General features: G+C 66.5%; 19 protein-coding genes. 5 read left to right on the top strand and 14 right to left on the bottom strand.

Annotated elements, in window-relative coordinates:
* Positions 1-51: 51 nt before the first annotated feature.
* The 3 genes from QN358_RS11315 to QN358_RS11305 are packed head-to-tail and all read right to left on the bottom strand — an operon-like array spanning position 52 to position 3908.
* Positions 52-1170 (bottom strand): branched-chain amino acid aminotransferase, encoded by a 1119-nt coding sequence (locus tag QN358_RS11315; protein WP_136643266.1) that lies wholly within the window; start codon positions 1168-1170, stop codon positions 52-54.
* A gap of 8 nt (positions 1171-1178) precedes the next feature.
* Entirely contained in the window at positions 1179-2309 is a 1131-nt protein-coding gene (locus tag QN358_RS11310; protein WP_136643267.1) for a 3-isopropylmalate dehydrogenase, read from the bottom strand.
* A 54-nt stretch (positions 2310-2363) separates the two neighbouring features.
* Complete coding sequence (locus tag QN358_RS11305) at positions 2364-3908, bottom strand: MFS transporter (RefSeq protein WP_136643268.1); 1545 nt, start codon at positions 3906-3908, stop codon at positions 2364-2366.
* A gap of 136 nt (positions 3909-4044) precedes the next feature.
* On the opposite strand from QN358_RS11305, the gene QN358_RS11300 reads away from it, so the two are divergent.
* Complete coding sequence (locus QN358_RS11300; RefSeq protein WP_136643269.1) at positions 4045-4590, top strand: TetR/AcrR family transcriptional regulator; 546 nt, start codon at positions 4045-4047, stop codon at positions 4588-4590.
* Between the two features lie 115 nt (positions 4591-4705).
* On the opposite strand, the gene serA is transcribed toward QN358_RS11300, so the two are convergent.
* From serA to QN358_RS11285, 3 genes are all read right to left on the bottom strand, one after another.
* Positions 4706-6295: a phosphoglycerate dehydrogenase gene (serA, locus tag QN358_RS11295; protein ID WP_323512406.1), complete on the bottom strand. Its 1590-nt coding sequence runs from the start codon at positions 6293-6295 to the stop codon at positions 4706-4708.
* Between the two features lie 76 nt (positions 6296-6371).
* Positions 6372-6770 (bottom strand): hypothetical protein, encoded by a 399-nt coding sequence (locus QN358_RS11290; RefSeq protein ID WP_136643271.1) that lies wholly within the window; start codon positions 6768-6770, stop codon positions 6372-6374.
* Positions 6771-6776: 6 nt separating this feature from the next.
* On the bottom strand, positions 6777-7436 hold the full coding sequence (locus QN358_RS11285; RefSeq protein WP_323512405.1) for a hypothetical protein: 660 nt from the start codon (positions 7434-7436) through the stop codon (positions 6777-6779).
* Positions 7437-7478: 42 nt separating this feature from the next.
* Here QN358_RS11285 and QN358_RS11280 point away from each other — a divergent pair, with 42 nt between their 5' ends.
* Positions 7479-7856 (top strand): hypothetical protein, encoded by a 378-nt coding sequence (locus tag QN358_RS11280; protein ID WP_136643273.1) that lies wholly within the window; start codon positions 7479-7481, stop codon positions 7854-7856.
* 91 nt (positions 7857-7947) lie between these two features.
* On the opposite strand, the gene ilvC is transcribed toward QN358_RS11280, so the two are convergent.
* Genes ilvC through ilvD form a run of 4 tightly spaced genes read right to left on the bottom strand, consistent with a single transcriptional unit; the run spans position 7948 to position 13090 of the window.
* Positions 7948-8973: a ketol-acid reductoisomerase gene (ilvC, locus tag QN358_RS11275; RefSeq protein ID WP_136643274.1), complete on the bottom strand. Its 1026-nt coding sequence runs from the start codon at positions 8971-8973 to the stop codon at positions 7948-7950.
* 59 nt (positions 8974-9032) lie between these two features.
* Complete coding sequence (ilvN, locus tag QN358_RS11270) at positions 9033-9542, bottom strand: acetolactate synthase small subunit (RefSeq protein ID WP_136643275.1); 510 nt, start codon at positions 9540-9542, stop codon at positions 9033-9035.
* Between the two features lie 3 nt (positions 9543-9545).
* Positions 9546-11363 (bottom strand): acetolactate synthase large subunit, encoded by a 1818-nt coding sequence (locus QN358_RS11265; RefSeq protein ID WP_136643276.1) that lies wholly within the window; start codon positions 11361-11363, stop codon positions 9546-9548.
* A 32-nt stretch (positions 11364-11395) separates the two neighbouring features.
* Positions 11396-13090 (bottom strand): dihydroxy-acid dehydratase, encoded by a 1695-nt coding sequence (gene ilvD, locus QN358_RS11260; RefSeq protein WP_136643277.1) that lies wholly within the window; start codon positions 13088-13090, stop codon positions 11396-11398.
* A gap of 154 nt (positions 13091-13244) precedes the next feature.
* On the opposite strand from ilvD, the gene QN358_RS11255 reads away from it, so the two are divergent.
* A complete protein-coding gene (locus QN358_RS11255; RefSeq protein ID WP_161580471.1) occupies positions 13245-14258 on the top strand; it encodes a GGDEF domain-containing protein in 1014 nt (337 codons plus the stop codon).
* Positions 14259-14281: 23 nt separating this feature from the next.
* Here the strand turns inward: QN358_RS11255 and otsB are convergent, their stop codons facing one another.
* A complete protein-coding gene (gene otsB, locus QN358_RS11250; protein WP_237280493.1) occupies positions 14282-15037 on the bottom strand; it encodes a trehalose-phosphatase in 756 nt (251 codons plus the stop codon).
* Between the two features lie 77 nt (positions 15038-15114).
* Positions 15115-16686, bottom strand: coding sequence for an alpha,alpha-trehalose-phosphate synthase (UDP-forming) (locus QN358_RS11245; protein WP_237280494.1), 1572 nt, complete (start codon positions 16684-16686; stop codon positions 15115-15117).
* A 103-nt stretch (positions 16687-16789) separates the two neighbouring features.
* Between QN358_RS11245 and QN358_RS11240 the strand changes: the two genes are divergently transcribed.
* A complete protein-coding gene (locus tag QN358_RS11240; RefSeq protein ID WP_136643279.1) occupies positions 16790-17662 on the top strand; it encodes a sugar phosphate isomerase/epimerase family protein in 873 nt (290 codons plus the stop codon).
* Positions 17663-17730: 68 nt separating this feature from the next.
* Positions 17731-17922 carry a hypothetical protein gene (locus QN358_RS11235; RefSeq protein WP_136643280.1) on the top strand — a complete coding sequence of 64 codons (192 nt, stop codon included), beginning with the start codon at positions 17731-17733 and terminating at the stop codon, positions 17920-17922.
* Between the two features lie 124 nt (positions 17923-18046).
* On the opposite strand, the gene QN358_RS11230 is transcribed toward QN358_RS11235, so the two are convergent.
* Positions 18047-18784, bottom strand: a complete 738-nt coding sequence (locus QN358_RS11230; RefSeq protein WP_323512404.1) for a FadR/GntR family transcriptional regulator — start codon at positions 18782-18784, stop codon at positions 18047-18049.
* An 11-nt stretch (positions 18785-18795) separates the two neighbouring features.
* Complete coding sequence (locus QN358_RS11225) at positions 18796-19569, bottom strand: 3-oxoacyl-ACP reductase (protein ID WP_323512424.1); 774 nt, start codon at positions 19567-19569, stop codon at positions 18796-18798.
* Positions 19570-19740 lie beyond the last annotated feature (171 nt).

Raw genomic sequence — 19740 nt, 5'->3', positions numbered from 1 at the left:
GGGGTCGGGCGCGGGCTCAGACGCACAGGCGGCGGGCCCGTGAAGCCCGGCTCAGGCGAGGCGCGTGAGCCAGTTGTGGCGGTCAGGCACGCGGCCGTACTGAATGTCGGTGAGCTCCTGGCGCAGCGACATGGTCAGTTCGCCGGCGGGCGCGCCCGCGGTGCCGAGCGCGAAGTCGTCGGCCAGCAGCTGGGCGACGGGCGTGATGACGGCAGCGGTTCCGCAGGCGAAGACTTCGACGATGTCACCGGATGCCGAGCCTTCCTTCCACTCCTCGATGCTGACGCGGCGGAGCTCCACGTTGTGACCACGGTCGCGGGCGAGCTGCATGATGCTGTCGCGGGTGATGCCCGCGAGAATGGAATCGCTCTCGGGCGTGACGAGCGTGCCGTCTTTGTAGACGAGGAAGAGGTTCATGCCGCCGAGCTCTTCGAGGTATTTGCCCTCCTGCGAGTCGAGGAAGAGCACCTGCGCGCAGCCCTTCTCATAGGCGAGCTCTTGCGGCAGCAGCGAGGAAGCGTAGTTGCCGCCGGTTTTGGCTGCACCCATTCCGCCGTGGCCGGCGCGGTTGAACTCGGTCGAGAGCCAGATGTTCACGGGGGTGACCCCACCCGTGAAGTAGGCGCCGGCGGGCGAGGCGATGAGGTAGTAGCCCACCTTCTGGGCCGACCGCACGCCGAGAAAGCTCTCGGTTGCCATCATGAACGGGCGGAGATAGAGGCTCGTCTCCGCGGCGTCGGGCACCCACGACGCATCGACCGCGACGAGCTGCTTGAGCGACTCGATGAAGTCTTCGGTCGAGAGCGGCGGCAACGCGAGGCGGGCGGCCGAGCGCTGCAGGCGGGCGGCGTTCGCCTCGGGCCGAAAAGTGTAAATGGCGCCGTCGGCGTGACGATAGGCCTTCAGGCCCTCGAAGATCTCTTGCGCGTAGTGGAAGACCGACGCGGCCGGGTCGAGCGAGATGGGCCCGTACGGCAGAACCTGGGCCTCGTGCCAGCCACCGGCGAGGGTCCACTCGATCGAGACCATGTGGTCGGTGAAGTGCTTGCCAAAACCGGGGTCGGCGAGGATGGCCTCGCGCTCGGCTGTGGCCCGGGCATCCGTCGACGGGGTCAGAGCGAATGAGAGCGGAAAACCGGTGGTGGCGGGGGTCGGTGCGGTCGTGGTCATCGTGTTCCTTACGAAACGAGGGCTGCCGAGGCAGCAAGCTGGGAGACGATGGCGTCGCCCACGGCGGCAGTGGTGCGGGCCGTGGGTGCGTCGACGTCGGCGGAGGGGGAATCGGCGGTGGCGGCAGCAACGCGTGCCGCCCGGTCGGCAAGATCGGTGGTCACCGCGGCGCGAACCCTCGTCGCCGCCTCTGCCATACCCTGCTGGTCGAGGAGAAGCGCTACCGAGAGAATCGCGGCCGTGGGGTCGGCGATCTGCTGGCCAGCAATGTCGGGAGCGGAACCGTGAACCGGCTCGAACATGCTGGGGAAGGCGCCAGACGGGTTGATGTTGCCCGAGGCTGCCAGACCGATGCCGCCGCTGATTGCGCCGGCCAGGTCGGTGAGAATGTCGCCGAAGAGGTTGTCTGTGACGATGGTGTCGAACTTAGCAGGGTTTGTGACGAAGAAGATCGTTGCAGCGTCGACGTGCAGGTAGTCGACCGCCACATCGGGGTAGTCGGCGGCGACCGCCGTGACCGTGCGCTGCCACAGGCTGCCCGAGAAAACGAGCACGTTGGTCTTGTGCACGAGGGTGAGCTTCTTGCGCGGGCGGCTGGCTGCCAGCTCGAAGGCAAACCGAACGACACGTTCGACACCGTACGCCGTGTTGACCGACACTTCGTTGGCGATTTCGTGCGGTGTTCCCGCGCGAATGACGCCGCCGTTGCCGACGTACGGGCCCTCGGTGCCTTCTCGCACAACCACGAAGTCGACTTCTCCGGGGTTGCTCAGCGGGCTCGTCACCCCGGGGTAGATGGTGGTGGGCCGCAGGTTCACGTAGTGGTCGAGCGAGAACCGCAGCTTCAGCAGCAGCCCACGCTCGATGTTGGCGTCTTTCAGGCGCGGGTCGCCGGGCACGCCGCCCACGGCGCCCAGCAGAATGGCGTCGTGTGAGGCGATGGATGCGAGGTCTGCGTCGGTCAGCACGTCGCCGGTCTCGAGAAAACGGGCCGCCCCGAGCGAGAAGTGTGTCTTCTCGACGGTGACGCCCGACGGGTCGGCGGCGACGACCGCGTCGAGAACCTTCAGCGCCTCGGCAATGACCTCGGGGCCGATGCCGTCTCCGGGAATGACGGCAAGGCGGATGACGCGAGACATAGGGGCTCCAACGCTGGACGAGTGTGTGCCTCCCAGATTACCAACTCGGGCGGGTCAGCCGCGGGCTTTGCGGAGGGTGACGAGCGCGAGGATGGTCGCCGCCACCATGAGCGCCGCCCCGATGGCCGACGTGGTGACCACTCCGCTGTCGAACGCGTTGCGCGCCGAGTGCAGCAGCACCTGGCCGAGGCTCCACGGGAGCTCGTTCGAGACGCTCACCGCTCCCCCGAGGGTCTCGCTGGCGGCCGTCGCCTGCGTGTCTGAGAGCCCGAGCGGCAGCACAACTCCCGACCGATAGAACGCGGTCAGAATACTGCCCAGCACCGCGGTGCCGAGCACGGCACCGAGTTCGTACGCCGTCTCGGAGACAGCCGAGGCGGCCCCGGCCTTGTTCTCGGGAACCACGGAGATGATCAGGTCGTTCGAGATCGTCTCGGCCGCGCCGATACCGAGGGCGAGCACCGCGAACGCGATCGACAGGGTCGCCGCGCTGGCGTGCTGCCCGGTGAGCATCACGATGATGTAGGCCACCGCTGACAACGCGAGCCCGAGAGCCACGACGATGCTGGGTTTCACCCGCCGAACGACGGGCACCACGGCGAGGCCGGCCACAACCATGACGATGAGGCCGGGCACCAGCGCGAGGGCGGCATCCAGTGGCGACAGCCCCAGCACCAGCTGGAGGTGCTGCGACACGAAGAATAGGAAGCCCACCAGCGCCACGACGCTGAGCAGGTTCACGAGCACCGCGCCCGTGAAGGCGCCCACGCGGAACAGGCGCATGTCGAGCATGGGGTTCTCGCGCCCCAGCTGGCGCCGCACGAAGGCGAAGCCGGCCGCGAGCCCGAGCGCCACCAGGCCGAGCGCTGCGAACGAGAAGCCCTCTGTGGCCACCTGCTTGATGGCGAACACGATGGGAACGATCATCACCAGCGAAAGGCCGATGCTGACGAGGTCGAGCGGGCCCGGGGTGGGGTCTTTCGACTCGGGAATGACGAGCGGGGCGAGAATCAGCAGCGGAATCAGTACCGGCACCGCGATGAGAAACACCGATCCCCACCAGAAGTGCTCGAGCAGCACACCGCCCACGATAGGGCCGAGGGCCGCGCCGGCGGCGAAACCGGCCGCCCAGATGGCGATGGCGAGGCGGCGCTGGCGGCGGTCGGCGAAGATCGTGCGGAGCAGGCTGAGGGTCGACGGCATGAGCATGGCGCCGAAGAAGGCGAGCCCCGCGCGGGCGGCGATCAGCAGCTCGGCGGTGGGGGCGAAGGCCGCGACCATTGAGAGCGCTCCGAAACCGACGGCGCCGATGAGCAGCAGCTTGCGACGGCCGACGCGGTCGCCGAGGTTGCCCATGGCCACGAGCAGGCCGGCGAGCACGAGGGGGTAGGTGTCGATCATCCAGAGCTGCGCGGCGGCGCTCGGGTGCAGCGTCTCGGAGATGACCGGCAGCGCGAAGCTCAGCACGGTGTTGTCGATCGACACGAGCAGAACCGGCAGCATGAGCACGGCGAGCGCGAGCCAGCCGCGAGCGCCGACGCGGAGGTCGGGCGTGCCGGTGCCGGTCGCTAGCGAACGGGTGGAGGTGGAGCTGGACATGACGTTTCCTGGCAGATTGTGGGTGAGACTTTAGTATACCGTCCAGTCGGTACAGTAGCAAGCTTCTGGATGCTCGGCCCGCGTCACCCGCACCCTCAGACGCCCGGGGGAGGCCGGCCCTCTGTACGATGAACTCATGCCTTCCGCGCCCTCCGCTCGTGATCGGGTGCTCGACGCATTCGAGAACATCCTCATCACGCAGGGCGAACGTACGGCCACTCTCGATGCCGTCGCAGCCGAAGCGGGCGTCAGTAAGGGCGGCCTGCTCTACCATTTCGGGTCGAAAGACGCGCTCGTCGAGGGCCTGATCGACCGGCTCGGGGCACTCGTGGTCGACGACCTCACGAACATCCGCACTGCCCCGGCCGGCGTGGTCGACTACTTCCTTCGCAGCTCGGTCAACACCGAGAGCCCGCTCGACCGGGCCATCATCGCGGCAACGCGCCTCGCGCAGGGCTCACAGCCCAAGGCGCAGGAGGCGCTCAAGTCGATGCAGCGGGCCTGGTTCGATGTCGTGAACGAGGCCGTCGGCGACGAAGCGGTCGCCCGCACCATCATGCTCGTGAGCGACGGCCTCTACTACAACTCGGCCCTGCTGCCCACGGCCCTCAGCGAAACCTCGAACCGCGCCCTCGCAAACATGGACGAGCTCGTCGCGATGGTCTCCCGCCTCACCCGCTGACGGCGCTCACCTCGCCGCTTCAGGGTCGTTCGCCCCTCTCGCTGGCGCCCTGCAGCCACACCACCGCAGAGGGCCAACCACCGCGGCCAGCTGCAGTTCGGCGAAGCCGCAACCGCTACGCGGTGACGTCGATCTCGGTCAGCACGTCGGCGTCGATGGCCACGCGCACCCGCTCGAGCAGGCTCTCGGGCGCCGGCGAGTCGATGGTGAGAACGCTGAGCGCCTTGCCACCAGCGGTGGTACGGGCGATCTGCATACCGGCGATGTTGATCGACGCGTCGCCGAACTCTTTGCCGTAGACCGCAACGATGCCGGGGCGGTCGTCGTAGATCATCACGAGCAGGTGCTCGGCGATGGGAACCTCGACGTCGTACCCGTTGATCTCGACGATCTTCTCGATCTGCTTGGTGCCCGTGAGGGTACCCGAGACCGAGATCTGCGTGCCGTCGGCCAGCGCGCCGGTGAGGGTGAGGATGTTGCGGTACTCCTCCGACACCGGGTCGGTGATGAGGCGCACGGTGACACCGCGCTGCTCGGCGAGCAGGGGCGCATTGACGTACGACACGGTCTCAGAGACCACGTTCGTGAAGATGCCCTTGAGAGCGGCCAGCTTCAGCACGCTCACGTCGTAGTTCGCGAGCTCGCCGCGCACGGTGACATCGACGCTCGTGAGGGGGCTCGACGCGAGGCCGGAGAACACCTGGCCGAGCTTCTCGAGCAACGGGATGCCCGGCCGCACGTACGGGTCGATGATGCCGCCCGCCACATTCACGGCGTCGGGAACCAGTTCGCCCGAGAGCGCGAGGCGCACCGACTTCGCAACCGACACACCCGCCTTCTCCTGCGCTTCGTCGGTCGACGCGCCGAGGTGCGGCGTGACCACGACGTTCTCGAGCGCGAGCAGCTTCTCGTCTTTCGGCGGCTCGCTCACGAACACGTCGAGCCCGGCGCCCGCGATGACGTTGGTGCTGAGGGCACGGTAGAGGGCATCTTCGTCGATGAGCCCGCCGCGGGCCACGTTCACGATGAAGGCCGTCGGCTTCATGAGCGCGAGCTGGGCGTCGCTGATCATGCCCGTGGTCTCGGGGGTCTTCGGCATGTGAATGGTGATGAAGTCGCTCTGGGCGAGCAGTTCATCCAGTGTCAGAAGGGTCACGCCGAGCTGCTGGGCGCGCGCCGACGTCACGTAGGGGTCATACGCCACCACGTTGGTGCCGAACGCCTGCATGCGGGCTGTGATGAGCGCACCGATGCGACCGAGGCCGATGATGCCCACGGTCTTCTCGTAGATCTCGACGCCGGTGTACTTCGACCGCTTCCACTGCCCCTGCGCGAGCGCGTTGTGCGCCGCGGGAATGTGGCGCGCCAGGCTCAGGATGTGGCCGACCGTCAGCTCGGCGGCCGAGATGATGTTCGACGTGGGAGCGTTGACGACCATGACGCCGGCGGTCGTTGCAGCCTTGATGTCGACGTTGTCGAGGCCGACGCCGGCGCGCGCTATGACCTTCAGGTTCGGCGCTGCCGCGATGGCTTCAGCGTCGACCTTTGTAGCCGAACGCACCAGGATGGCGTCGGCGGTGGCGAGCGCTGCCAGCAGCGCCGGGCGGTCGGTACCGTCGACGTTGACCACGTCGAAGTCGGGGCCGAGAGCCTCGACGGTGGCAGGAGAAAGTTCTTCGGCGATCAACACGACCGGTTTAGACACGAAAGTGATTCCTTACGATGAGGCGCCGGCGGCGGGCTCGCGGGCGAGGTAGCCCCTCAACTTTAGCGCCAATGACCTACGACGGAATGACGAACGGCACGATGCCGCGGTAGACGCTCTGCAGGTCGAGTGTGATGACCGCCGCGACCGCGAACCCCACGAGGAAGACGAGAAGGGCCGAGCCTGTGCGCATCCGTCGGGTCGCCCACAGAATGAGGGCGTAGACGACGATGGGCGCCGCGACAAGACCGATCAGGGCGCCGAGTGCGTTTGCGGGCATCGCAACGTCGACCGAGGCGAACGACTGGGTGAGCCCGATGAGGTTCGACAGGGCCTCGAACACGTCGACCGCGAACAGGAACGCGAAGACGGTCGCGACGATCCAGCCGGCCCGCCCGCGCACGCGCTTCGTCGGCGCCGCCGGAGCAGACGCGGGCAGCACGGGCTCAGGCGCCGCTGCAGATTCTGACGTCACAATCGCCTACTTTCCGGTGAGAAACGGCCAGGGAACCAGCACGACAACCCCCAGGATGAGCCAGATCAGCCGCACCGCCACCCGCCGCCGGGCCGCCAACAGCAGCGTGACGATGAACCACAGCGCCGGCGCCGCGATGGCAAGCACACCCTGCAGGTTCTGCACGATCTCCGCGAGCCCGGTGGGCGCGAGAGGGTTGCGAATGAACACGACGAGCCAACCCACCGTGTAGAGCAGAAGGATTCCGCCGATGATGCCGAACGTGATGAGAGCAGCCGAGCTCAGCTGCCGGCCGTCGGCTTCTGCGGCAGCGAGTTCATCGTCGGCGGCAGCGAGGTCGTCGTCGGCGGCAGCATCTCGCTCGGCCTCGACCTGCGTGGCCCGCGCGCTCGCCACGGCCTCGGCGTTGGCGGCGCTGGCTTTCTCGTCGGGTACGGCTCTGGATGCCCAGCGGGGGCCCTTTCGGCTCTCATGCTGCAGCCCCACGCCCGACACCGCGGCCCCCGTCGACGAGATGAACGGGTCTTCACCCGGCCCCGAACGCGTGCCCGACTTCTCGGCCTCCGACAGCTCGTCATCGTCGATGCCCGACGGTTCGCCCTCGACGTAGGTCGGGTCGTTCTGGTCACCCCAACTGAGTGCGTCGTCGAAGGGATCACGGGCCATGTCACCAGAATACCGCTCCCCAACGATCACTACGATTGACGCATGGCAGCTGTCGACTATTTCATCACCGGCGACCACGAGGCGGCCCGCGGTCTCCTCGCGCAGATCATGCAGGGTCAGGGCTTCGAGGTCACCGCCTCACCGCTCGGCGGCTGGAATGTGACCCGTGGCAGCGTGGGCGCGACGGTCTGGCTCGGCGCCTTCGCCGGCCGCGACAAGCAACGCCTCGAGTACACCATGCAGTTCTTCGACAGCGACGGGATGCTCGTGGCTCGCCTCGCCCGCACGAGTGGTGCCGGCGCGCTCGGCGGTGCCATCGGTGTCTCGCGTTCGGCGTCTGTCTTCACCGAACTCGATCAGGCCATCGGACAAGACCTCACAAACCGCGGCCTCCTCGCCAACGCCCTGCACCACCCCTGACCCGCTCGCCCGAACTGCGAGCGGTGCGGAGACAGCGATAGCCGGCACTCCGAAGGAGTACCGGCTATCGACGAGACGGGAGAGCTGAGGATCAGCGGGCGGCTGAACCCTCGGTGTAGTCGGCGTCGGTCTGCTTCCAGGCGAACAGCGCGCGGAGCTCGCGGCCGGTCTCCTCGATGGGGTGCGCGGCACCTTTCTCGCGGAGGGCGAGGAACTCGGGAGCTCCCGCATCCTGGTCGTTGATGAAGCGGGTCGCGAAAGCGCCCGACTGGATGTCGGCCAGAACGGCCTTCATGTTCTCTTTCACGTCGGGCGAGATGACGCGAGGGCCGGAGACGTAGTCGCCGTACTCGGCGGTGTCGGAGATGCTCCAACGCTGCTTGGCGATGCCACCCTCCCACATGAGGTCGACGATGAGCTTCAGCTCGTGCAGAACCTCGAAGTACGCGATCTGCGGCTGGTAGCCGGCCTCGGTGAGAACCTCGAACCCGTACTGAACGAGCTGCGAGGTACCACCGCAGAGAACGGCCTGCTCACCGAACAGGTCGGTCTCGGTCTCTTCGGTGAACGTGGTCTTGATGCCGCCGGCACGGAGGCCACCGATGGCACGGGCGTACGACCAGGCGAGAGCCCAGGCTGAACCCGAAGCGTCTTCTTCGACAGCGACGATGACGGGAACCCCGCGGCCGGCCTCGAACTCGCGGCGAACGGTGTGGCCCGGGCCCTTGGGGGCGACGAGGATGACGTCGGTGCCTTCGGGGGCCTGAATGTAGCCGAAGCGAATGTTGAACCCGTGGCCGAACACCAGCGTCGAGCCGGGCTTCAGGTTGGGAGCGATCTCGTCTTTGTAGATGCCGCGCTGGTGCTGGTCGGGCGCGAGGATGACGATGACGTCGGCCCAGGCGGTGGCCTCAGCGACCGAGAGAACGGTGAAGCCGGCCTCTTCGGCCTTGGCCTTCGATGACGAGCCCTCTTTGAGGGCGACAACGACCTCGACACCGGAGTCACGGAGGTTCAGCGAGTGCGCGTGGCCCTGCGAACCGTAGCCGACAACGGCGACTTTCTTCGCCTGGATGAGCGACAGATCGGCGTCTGCGTCGTAAAAGATTTCAGTCACGTGAGTTCTTGCTCCTTGTATTTATTTTCTGCGGGTGGAGAACGAAAAGAGGTAAAAGATCAGTTCTTGAAGATGCGCTCGGTGATCGACTTGCTGCCACGCCCGATGGCGAGCAGACCCGATTGGGCGATCTCTTTGATGCCGTATGGTTCGACGACCCGGAGGAACGCGTTCGTCTTACCGGTGTCGCCCGTCACTTCAATGACCAGGGCATCCGACGAGACATCGACGACGCGCGCCCGAAAGAGGTTCACAGCCTCGAGCACGTGCGAGCGGGTCGAGTTGTCGACCCGCACCTTCACGAGCAGGTGTTCACGCTGCACCGACTGGGTTGTGTCGAGTTCGACGATCTTGATGACGTTGACCAGCTTGTTGAGCTGCTTCGTCACTTGCTCGAGCGGCAACTCTTCGACATCGACGACCACAGTGATGCGCGACAGGCCGTCGATCTCGCTCTTGCCGACGGCGAGCGACTCGATGTTGAAGCCGCGACGGGCGAACAGCCCGGCAACGCGGGTCAGAAGGCCCGGTTTGTCTTCGACAAGCAGGGAAAGAACGTGGTGACTCATGGTCTACTCCTCTTCCCACTCGGGGGCGTGTTCGCGGGCGTACTGCACAGACGAGTTGCCGACACCCTGCGGCACCATGGGCCACACCATCGAGTCTCGGCTCACCACGAAGTCGATGACCACGGGGCGATCGTTCGTCTCGTTTGCCAGCTTGATGGCGGCGTCAACGTCTTCTTTCTTGGTGACTCGGATGCCCAGCGCACCGTATGCGTCGGCGAGCTTCACGAAGTCAGGAATCATGATCGTGCCGTCGCCGGTGTTCAGATCGGTGAACGAGTGGCGACCGTCGTAGAACAGGGTCTGCCACTGGCGAACCATGCCGAGCGACGAGTTGTTGATGATCGCCACCTTGATCGGGATCTTGTTGATCGTGCAGGTGGCGAGTTCCTGATTCGTCATCTGGAAGCAGCCGTCGCCGTCGATCGCCCAGACCGTGCGGTCGGGGTTCGCGACTTTGGCGCCCATGGCGGCAGGAACGCCGTAGCCCATGGTGCCGGCGCCGCCGGAGTTCAGCCACGCGTTGGGGCGCTCGTACTTGATGAACTGCGCGGCCCACATCTGATGCTGGCCTACGCCCGAGGCATAGATGCCCTCTGGCCCGGTGATCTGGCCGATGCGCTCGATGACGTACTGCGGCGAGATGAGCCCGTCGACCGGTTCGGCATAGCCGAGGGGAAAGTCGGTCTTCAGCTGGTTGAGCCGCAGCCACCACTCGGCGAGGTCGGGAGCAGTGCCGTGCGAGACCTCGGTGAACGCCGCGATGAGATCGATGATCACGTCTTTGGCGTCACCCACGATGGGCACGTCGGCGACGCGGATCTTCGAGATCTCAGCCGGGTCGATGTCGACGTGCACAACCTTGGCGTCGGGCGCGAACTCGCTGACCTTGCCCGTGACCCGGTCGTCGAATCGGGCGCCGAGCGAGATGAGCAGGTCGCTCTCCTGCAGTGCCAGCACGGCCGGAACCGTACCGTGCATGCCGGGCATGCCGAGCGCCTGCGGGTGCGAGTCGGGGAAGGCGCCGCGCGCCATGAGTGTGGTGACGACAGGCACACCGGTGAGCTCGGCGAGCTTCAGCAGCTCGGCCGAGGCCTCGGCGCGAATGACGCCGCCACCCACGTAGAACACCGGGCGCTTGGCTTCGGCGAGCAGGGCGGCAGCGGCCTGGATCTGCTTGCCGTGCGCCTTGATCACGGGGCGGTAGCCGGGCAGGTCGATCTTCGGCGGCCAGATGAAGGGCGCCGAGTTCTGCTGCGCGTCTTTCGTCACGTCGACGAGCACCGGGCCGGGGCGGCCGGTGGATGCGAGAAGATAGGCGGCCGCAAGGGTCGCCGGCACGTCGGCCGGGTCGGTGACCAGGAACGAGTGCTTCGTGATGGGCATGGTGATGCCCACGATGTCGACCTCCTGAAAAGCGTCGGTGCCCATCAGCGTGGAGAACACCTGGCCGGTGATGCACAGGAGCGGCACCGAATCCATGTAGGCGTCGGCGATGGCCGTGACGAGGTTCGTTGCGCCGGGGCCCGACGTCGCGATGGCGACACCGACCTTGCCGGTCGACGAGGCGTACCCCTCGGCGGCGTGGCCGGCGCCCTGCTCGTGGCGCACCAGAATGTGCCGGATGGCCGTCGATGACATCAGCTCGTCGTAGAACGGCATGATGGCACCGCCCGGCAGGCCGAAGACATCTTTCACGCCGAGCATCTCGAGCGAGCGCAGAATGGCGCCCGACCCGGTGAGAATGTCGGGCTGGTTCTTGAGGGCGGTTGGTTTCGCCGCAGCACTGGTGGCTGTCGGCACGGGAGTTGATTCCGCGGACATGATGACTGATCCTTTGAGAAGTGTCGGGGCCACTACCCCGTTATCGCGCCTTCTGCAGCAGAGTGCACGAGCTTGGAGTATTTGGCCAGAACGCCACGGGTATAGCGCGGAGGGAGTGGAGCCCAGCCTTCGCGGCGGGCTGCAAGCTCAGAAGACTCGACAAGTAGGTCAAGCGAGCGAGCTGCGATATCGACCCGTATTAGATCACCATCGCGCACGAAGGCGATCGGACCTGCGTCGACCGCTTCGGGTGCTATGTGGCCGATACACAGTCCGGTTGTGCCGCCTGAGAATCTGCCGTCTGTCAAGAGTAGTACATCTTTGCCGAGCCCCGCACCCTTGATGGCGGCCGTGATGGCCAGCATCTCGCGCATGCCCGGGCCACCCTTGGGGCCTTCGTAGCGGATGATGACCACGTCGCCGTGCTCGATGAGACCCTCGGTGAGGGCATCCATCGCCGCACGCTCGCGCTCGAACACCTTTGCCGGGCCCTCGAAGACGGAGCCGTCGAAGCCCGCCGTCTTCACCACAGCGCCCTCGGGAGCAAGCGAGCCCTTCAGCACGGTGAGGCCACCGGTGGGGTGGATGGGGTTGTCCATGGTGCGCAGCACTGTGCCGTCGAGCGCGGGCGGGTCGATCTCGGCGAGGTTCTCGGCGAGGGTCTTGCCCGTGACAGTGAGTGCGTCGCCGTGCATGAGCCCAGCATCCAGGAGCGCCTTCATCAGAACGGGAAGCCCGCCCTGGCGATCGAGGTCGTTCATGACGTATTTACCGAACGGCTTCATGTCGGCGAGATGCGGGATCTGGTCGCCGATGCGGTTGAAGTCGTCGATGGTGAGGTCGACCTCGGCCTCGTACGCGATGGCGAGCAGGTGCAGGATGACGTTGGTCGACCCTCCCAGCGCCATGGCGACGGCGATGGCGTTCTCGAAGGCGTCTTTCGTGAGAATCTGGCGCGTGGTGATGCCGAGGCGCAGCAGGTTGACCACGGCCTCGCCCGAGCGGTGCGCGAAGTAGTCGCGGCGGCGGTCGGCACTGGCCGGGGATGCACTGCCCGGCAGGCTCATACCGAGTGCTTCGGCCACACTGGCCATGGTGTTCGCGGTGTACATGCCACCACAGGCACCCTCACCCGGAGCGAAGGCGCATTCGATGCGCTTCGCATCGGCCTCGCTCATGGTGCCGGCCTTGACGCCGCCGACGGCCTCGAACGAGTCGATGATGGTGATGTCTTTCTCGGTGCCGTCGCTCAGCTTGACCCAGCCGGGTGCGATGGAGCCGGCGTACAGAAAGACGCTCGCGAGGTCGAGCCGGGCGGCTGCCATGAGCATGCCGGGCAGCGACTTGTCGCAGCCCGCGAGCAGCACAGAGCCGTCGAGGCGCTCGGCCTGCATGACGGTCTCGACCGAGTCGGCGATCACTTCACGCGAGACGAGCGAGAAGTGCATACCCTCGTGGCCCATGGAGATGCCGTCAGAGACCGAGATGGTGCCGAACTGCAGCGGGTACCCGCCACCCGAGTGCACGCCCTCTTTCGATGCCTGCGCGAGGCGGTCGAGCGAGAGGTTGCACGGGGTGATCTCGTTCCATGAACTCGCGATGCCGATCTGGGGCTTCTCCCAGTCGGCGTCGCCCATGCCCACTGCGCGCAGCATTCCGCGCGAGGTGGTGGCTTCGATTCCATCGGTGACGACGCGGCTTCGCGGCTTCATGTCTATTTCGGGCATGGTAAGAGTTTAGAACCTCTACGTGCGTGATTCTGCTCGGCGGCACCTCCGAGCGCAAGAGCAGTGCATGCATTGGGCGACCCCCGTTCAGGGCGATACGGTAGCAGCACAGGCGCTGTGCAGACCGCTGGCCGCCACGAGAAACGAGCCCGATATGAGCCCTTTCGCGCATCGAACGCCGAGTGAACTGCGCTCCCTTGCGCTGCAGGTGGTTTCGCTGCCCGGTGCCGCATTCCTCGCCGTGCTGGCCGCGGTGGGCGACTTCACGCCGGGGGCGGCGCGCTGGGTGGTGGTTCTCGGCGTGGTGGTCGGGCTCGCCGTGTGCGCGATAGCGCGGTTCACCCGGCTGGCGACGGCGCGATTCACCATCGGGGTCATCGTGCTGACGATGGCACTGACGACACTGATCGGGCTGAGCATCCAGCCTCCCGCCATCGGCACGCTGCTCGCGTTTGTTCTGCTCGGTGTGGCCGTAGGGGCCTCCGCCTTCGTGCCGATTCGACTGGCCATCGCGTTCAGCGCGGTGTGTCTGGCGCTGGGCATCGGGCTCATTGTGGCGCGCTCATCGATTCCGCTGGTGGCGTGCATCATCTTCGTGGCCTTGATGTCGATCACCGTGTTGGTCGTTGTGGTGCTCCGGCAGTCGCTGCAGGCCGCGCGCGACGAGGCGGTGGCACTGTCGTTGGCTGACGCACTCACGGGGCTGGCGAATCGTCGCAGCATGGAGGTGAATGTTCCGCTGATGACCGCCCTCGCCGAACGAACCGACCGTCAACTCGGGTGCCTGGTTCTCGACCTCGACCATTTCAAGCAGATCAACGACACGTACGGTCACCTGGTGGGCGATGGGGTTCTTCAGGTCACCGCGGATGCCCTGATCCAGTTCACCCGTTCGAGCGACCTCTGCGTGCGGGTCGGCGGCGACGAGTTCTCGGTGTTCACCATCGTGCGCGGAAACGACGAGCTGGCCGAGGTGGCGGAGCGACTGCGCGCGGCCATCGAGGGGCTCGACGCAACGCCGAAGACCACTGTGAGCGTGGGCGGGGCACTGCGGCCGTTCCCCTCCGAGACAGTGCCCGCCCTCAGCCTCGAGGCACTCATGATGTCGGCCGATCAAGCGCTGTACCGGGCGAAGACCGAGGGGCGCAACGCCGTTCAGATCGCCTGAGGTGGTGGCCGTCAGGCTGTCAGCTACGGGCGGGCCGCGCGCAGATCGGCCAGCAGGGCCAGCACACCCGCAACCTCGCGCGGGTCGTGCACGCGAAACTCGGCGATGGTCTTGCCCGGGCCGCTCTTCAGCCCGAAGTCGCGCGGCCGCAGCACCGCGAAGGCGTCTTCGTCGGTCACATCGTCGCCCGCGTAGAGCACGGCGGTGGCCTTGGTGTACTCCTTCAGGTGCAGCAGGGCCTCGCCCTTCGTGGCACTGCGAACCGAGAACTCGATGACGTTCTTGCCCTCCCGCACCGTGAGCCCGGCGATCTCCGCCTGGGTCTCACTGAGCGCCTGCAGGTGGGCGATGCGCGAGTCTTTCTCGGTGGCGAGGCGCGTGTGCAGCGCGAAACCGGCCGGCTTGGTCTCGACCCAGACATGGGCCAGGCCCGCGGCCACGTCTTCGAGCACCTCGCTCAGCACCTCGACCTGTTCGAGTTCGACGGTGTCGAGGTTCAGGTGGATGTCGGGGCTGTCGAGCCGGAATTCGACCCCGTGCGACCCCACCAGCAGCACCGAATCGGGCACGTTGGCCACGTGTTCGAGGCTCGCCATCGCTCGCCCCGAGATGAGGGCCACGCGGGTGTTCGGCAGGTCGAGCAGTCGAAGCACCGCCGCCCGGGCTTCGGGCAGGGCGCGGGCGCGCTGCGGATCATCCACTTCAGGAGCCAGTGTGCCGTCGAAGTCGAGCGCGACCAGCAGCCGCTCGGTCGAGGCGAGCTGCGTCAGCTTCGCCACGAGACTTTGTGTGTCGTCTGCCAACTCACCCGGCTCATACGGGCGCTGGATGTTCGCTTGGGACCCCGGCGCACCTGTCACTTGCTCTGCCCACCCCCGTGCAGTTCATCGGCCGCGGCTCGTGCGTCGGCTCGTGCTTCCCGCTTCTCCGTTGCCGTCGTTGCTTCGTCGTCGGCCCGCGCCGCCGCATCGGCCGCATCAGAACTCGACTGCGCAGACGTCTGATCGGCGAGCGCGCCCAGAAAATTCTTCGACCAGCGCGCGACGTCGTATTCGATGACCCGTTTGCGCAGGCTCCGCATGCGCCTCGACTTTTCGTGCTTCGGCATGCCGATGGCCTTCATGATGGCCTCTTTCAGCCCGCCGATGTCGTGTGGGTTCACCAGTAACGCGGCCTTCAACTCATCGGCCGCACCCGCGAATTCACTCAATACGAGCACTCCGTCGTTGTCAAATCGGGTGGCGACGTACTCTTTTGCAACGAGGTTCATGCCATCGCGCAGGGCCGTGACGAGCATGACATCGGCAGCCAGATACAGCGCCACCATCTCCTCGCGGGGCTGGCCCTGGTGAAGGTAGCTGATGGCCGTGTGGCTGATAGTACTGAAGTCACCGTTCAGTCGACCGACGGTCAGTTCGATCTCGTCGCGCAGCGTCATGTAGGTCTGAACCCGCTCGCGGCTCGGGCTCGCCACCTGCACGAGGCTGGCGTCGGCCACGCTGATCTTGCCGTCGGCGAGCAGTTCGCCGTAAGCCTTCAGGCGGTGGCCGATGCCCTTGGTGTAGTCGAGCCTGTCGACGCCGAGCATCACCACGGCTGGATCGCCCAGTTCGTGGCGGAGTTCCCTGGCACGGGCCTGTATCGCGGGGGTACGAGCCAGCTCTTCGAAGCTCGCGGCATCGATGGAGATGGGAAAGGCGCGGGCCGTGACGGTGCGCACCTGGTGGCCCCGGCGCGAGGTCTTCGCCCGGTGCGGGGCGCCCTGCACCTCGGAGACGTCGGTTATGGGCACCTCGATGGTGGAGCCTTTGGTGGTGTAGCCGAGCAGGCGACGCACCGCGCGACTGAAGTTGCCGGCGTCAGCCACTCTCTGAAAGCCGATGACGTCGGCGCCGAGAAGGCCTTCGATCACCTGGGTACGCCAGGGCAGCTGCGAGAAGATGCCATATGCCGGAAATGGAATGTGATTGAAGAAACCGATGACGAGGTCGGGGCGAATCTCCCGCAGCATCTTCGGTACGAGCTGCAACTGGTAGTCCTGCACCCACACCGTGGCACCGCTGGCGGCGACCGACGCGGCGGCATCGGCGAAGCGCTGGTTCACGGACACGTAAGACTCCCACCAGTCGCGGTGGTATGTGGGCGGGGCAATGACGTCGTGGTAGAGCGGCCACAGCGTGTCGTTCGAGAATCCCTCGTAGTAGAGCTCGATCTCCTCCGCCGACAGCGTGACGGGAACGATCGAGATGTTGTCATGCTCGAACGGCTCGCTGTGGTCGTCAGCGATACCCGCCCAGCCCACCCACGCGCCGTCGCTCGCCGACATGATGGGCTCGAGCGCAGTGACCAATCCCCCCGGCGATACACGCCATTCGCTCGATCCGTCAGCTTCGACGACTTTGTCGACCGGAAGACGGTTCGACACCACGACGAGCTTGTACGAGCCGTCAGCGGTACCGGATGTGCGTTCAGAAGTGATGGTGTTTCCTTTCCCTACCCACTACTCAGGTTACGGGTTTAGGCTCAGAAAGATGATTCGAATAGGTATGAGCACCTCGTGCGTCTACCCGCTGGGGGTCGAAGAGGGCTTTCGTCACGCCAAGCTGGCCGGGTACGACGGGGTCGAAGTCATGGTCACGCGCGACGAGGTGACGCAGGCGCCTGAGACCCTTCGTGCGCTGTCGGAACGATACGAGATACCGATTCTGTCGATCCACGCGCCGGTACTTCTTCTCACGCACTTCGTCTGGGGCCGCGACCCGCAGGTCAAGCTCGAGAAGTCGGCCGAACTCGCTCGCGAGGTCGGGGCCACGACGGTGGTGGTGCATCCGCCATTCCGATGGCAGTCGGGCTACGCCGAGAACTTCTTGCGCATCGTGCGGGAGACCACGGCCACGCACGGGGTCGAGATCGCCGTCGAGAACATGTTTCCGTGGAAGGTGAAGGGGTCGAGCCTGAAGGCGTACTCGCCCGGCTGGGATCCGGTGGTGATGGACTGCGACGCTGTCACCCTCGACTTCTCGCACGCCGCGCTTTCGGGGCGAGACTCGCTGGAGATGGCATTGGCGCTCGGCCCGCGGCTGCGGCACGTTCACCTCTGCGACGGCTCGGGATCGCTCGACGAAGGGCGTGTGTTCGACGAGCACCTGTTGCCCGGGTACGGTGGCCAGCCGGTTCGCGAGGTGCTGGCGCTGCTGGCAGCGAACGACTGGAACGGCAGCGTCGTGGCCGAGGTGAACACTCGCAAGGCCAAGACCGAAGGCGAACGACTGCACCTGCTGCGGGAGACCCTGGCATTCGGCAGGCAGAGCGAGTGGGCACAGACTCCCAAGGCGCTCGGCAAGCGCAAGCAGAAGAAAGCCGACAAGGCCGAACTGAAGTCACGGCAGTCTGCCGCAGAATAGCGCAGCCCGAAAGCCCTCTCTGCGGTGGCGGCCAATGGCCTAACGTTGAACAAAACTGAAAGGCTGCCATGCGCAAGTTCATCTTCAACAGCAGTGTCATCGGTGCGATCGCCAGCGGGTTCGCCGTGATCCAGACCAGCCGCCGCGGCCCCCGTGACTGGCGCCTCGCGCTCATGTGGGTGAGCTGGGCGTTGACCGTGGCACTCGCCGTGGGAAGCGTGCTTCAGGATGACCGTGAGGCGCGGGAGCTCGGAGAGTAGTAGGTCGGGCGATCGCGGGTTCGGGCGGTAGTGGGTTCGGGCGGTAGTGGGTTCGGTCGGTAGTGGGTTCGGGCGGTAGTGGGTTCGGTCGGTCATAGCCGGTTCGCCGGTTGGTCTGATCGATTCAGGCCAGAAAGCCGTGGAGCAGGGCAGCGGTGCCGGCAAGGTGCTCGCGCATCGCCTGGCCGGCGGCCTCGGGGTCACCGGCGAGAACGGCCGCGACGATGCGCTCGTGCTGATCGTTCGAGTGGCTGATGTTGCGGGCGAGCAACGGGATGCCGTCGAGTAGCGAGTTGACCAGCATCCGGTTCTCGGCCAGAAGTGTGACGAGTGACGAGGAGCCGGCGAGCTCGCCGAATGCCAGGTGCAGTCGCGAGTCGAGGCGGCGGTAGTCGTCGGGTGCAGCCGAGCTGACGGCGAGCAGGTGCTGTCTCAGTTCGGTTGACTCTGCCGGGCCCACAGGGCGTTCGGCGGCGGCGCGGGCGGCACCGACCTCGAGAACCTCGCGCACGATCAGCACATCGGTGATCTGAGTGCCAACGTGGGCGGGGTCGGTGGTGGTCGCGGTGGTGCTGGCGGCGGCTCGCGCGCGGTCGGCCGCGGCCGAGGGCAGCGGCTCGCAGACGAAGGTGCCGCCGTAGCGGCCGCGCTTGGCGAGGAGAAACCCGGCGCCGGTGAGCGAGGCGATCGCCTCGCGAACGGTGTCGCGACTCACCTCGAAGAGGGTCGCCAGTTCGCGCTCAGGGGGCAGCACGCCGCCAGGCGCGACGATTCCGAGGCGGATGATCTGCAGCAGGCGCGCGACGGTCTCCTCGAACACGTTGCCGCCGCGCACCGGGCGAAAGTGGGTGATGTCAGGCATCCGGTGCCCCGTTAGATCGGGGTGACATAGGCCGCACTGATGCCGCCGTCGACCATGAACGTCGAGGCGGTGATGAACGAGGCGTCGTCGCTGGCGAGAAACGCCACCGCCGCCGCGAGCTCGGCGGGTTCGGCGAACCGGCCCGTGGGGATGTGCACCAAGCGCCGGGCGGCGCGCTCGGGGTCTTTTGCGAAGAGTTCCTGCAGCAGCGGAGTGTTGACAGGGCCGGGGCAGAGCGCGTTCACCCGGATGCCTTGGCGCGCGAACTGCACGCCGAGCTCGCGGGTCATTGCCAGCACGCCGCCCTTCGACGCCGTGTACGAGATCTGCGACGTGGCAGAGCCCAGCACGGCGACGAACGAGGCGGTGTTGATGATCGATCCGCGCTGCTGGCGCACCATGTGGCGAAGCGCCGCGCGGGAGCAGAGGTACACCGACTTCAGGTTCACGTCTTGCACCTTCTCCCATGCCGGCAGCTCGGTGGTCTCGATGGAGTCGTCGTCGGGCGGCGAGATGCCGGCGTTGTTGAAGGCGATGTCGACCGAGCCGTAGGTGTCGTTCGTGAGGTCGAACAGGTGGTTGACCTGGGCTTCGTCGGTGACGTCGACTGGGACGAAGAGGCCGCCGACCTCGGTGGCGGCCAGGGTGCCCGCGGTCTCGTCGAGGTCGGCGATGACCACGGTGGCGCCCTCGGCGGCGAAACGGCGGGCGGTGGCGAGGCCGATGCCACTGGCTCCCCCGGTGATGACGGCGACCTTGCCGGCGAGGCGCTGGGTGAGGTCGATGCGGGCGGGTGCGGTCACGGGGTTCCTTCGGTTCGTGCGTGTGTGCGTGTGGGCTGGCGGGCGGCGGGCGGGCGCTTCGTGCCTGTCTCTTATACACATCGCGTTTTCCGTCTTGTGGGTGAAAAAAAAAATGGGGGGGGGGGGGGGGGGGGGGGGGGGGGGGGGGGGGGG

It is taken from the genome of Subtercola sp. RTI3, from assembly GCF_035018625.1.
Taxonomy (GTDB): domain Bacteria; phylum Actinomycetota; class Actinomycetes; order Actinomycetales; family Microbacteriaceae; genus Subtercola; species Subtercola vilae.
Note: the sequence above shows the minus strand (reverse complement) of the source record. Positions and strands in the feature narration are given on the sequence as shown.

Coding starts and splice junctions, on each gene's coding strand:
- QN358_RS11285 (WP_323512405.1), bottom strand. CDS start 7,436: ATGGCCCGTGATCCCTTCGACGACGCACTCAGTTGGGGTGACCAGAAC.
- QN358_RS11305 (WP_136643268.1), bottom strand. CDS start 3,908: ATGTCCAGCTCCACCTCCACCCGTTCGCTAGCGACCGGCACCGGCACG.
- ilvD (WP_136643277.1), bottom strand. CDS start 13,090: ATGCCCGAAATAGACATGAAGCCGCGAAGCCGCGTCGTCACCGATGGA.
- QN358_RS11300 (WP_136643269.1), top strand. CDS start 4,045: ATGCCTTCCGCGCCCTCCGCTCGTGATCGGGTGCTCGACGCATTCGAG.
- QN358_RS11230 (WP_323512404.1), bottom strand. CDS start 18,784: ATGCCTGACATCACCCACTTTCGCCCGGTGCGCGGCGGCAACGTGTTC.
- QN358_RS11315 (WP_136643266.1), bottom strand. CDS start 1,170: ATGACCACGACCGCACCGACCCCCGCCACCACCGGTTTTCCGCTCTCA.
- QN358_RS11280 (WP_136643273.1), top strand. CDS start 7,479: ATGGCAGCTGTCGACTATTTCATCACCGGCGACCACGAGGCGGCCCGC.
- QN358_RS11255 (WP_161580471.1), top strand. CDS start 13,245: ATGAGCCCTTTCGCGCATCGAACGCCGAGTGAACTGCGCTCCCTTGCG.
- QN358_RS11265 (WP_136643276.1), bottom strand. CDS start 11,363: ATGTCCGCGGAATCAACTCCCGTGCCGACAGCCACCAGTGCTGCGGCG.
- QN358_RS11240 (WP_136643279.1), top strand. CDS start 16,790: ATGATTCGAATAGGTATGAGCACCTCGTGCGTCTACCCGCTGGGGGTC.
- QN358_RS11235 (WP_136643280.1), top strand. CDS start 17,731: ATGCGCAAGTTCATCTTCAACAGCAGTGTCATCGGTGCGATCGCCAGC.
- QN358_RS11310 (WP_136643267.1), bottom strand. CDS start 2,309: ATGTCTCGCGTCATCCGCCTTGCCGTCATTCCCGGAGACGGCATCGGC.
- ilvN (WP_136643275.1), bottom strand. CDS start 9,542: ATGAGTCACCACGTTCTTTCCCTGCTTGTCGAAGACAAACCGGGCCTT.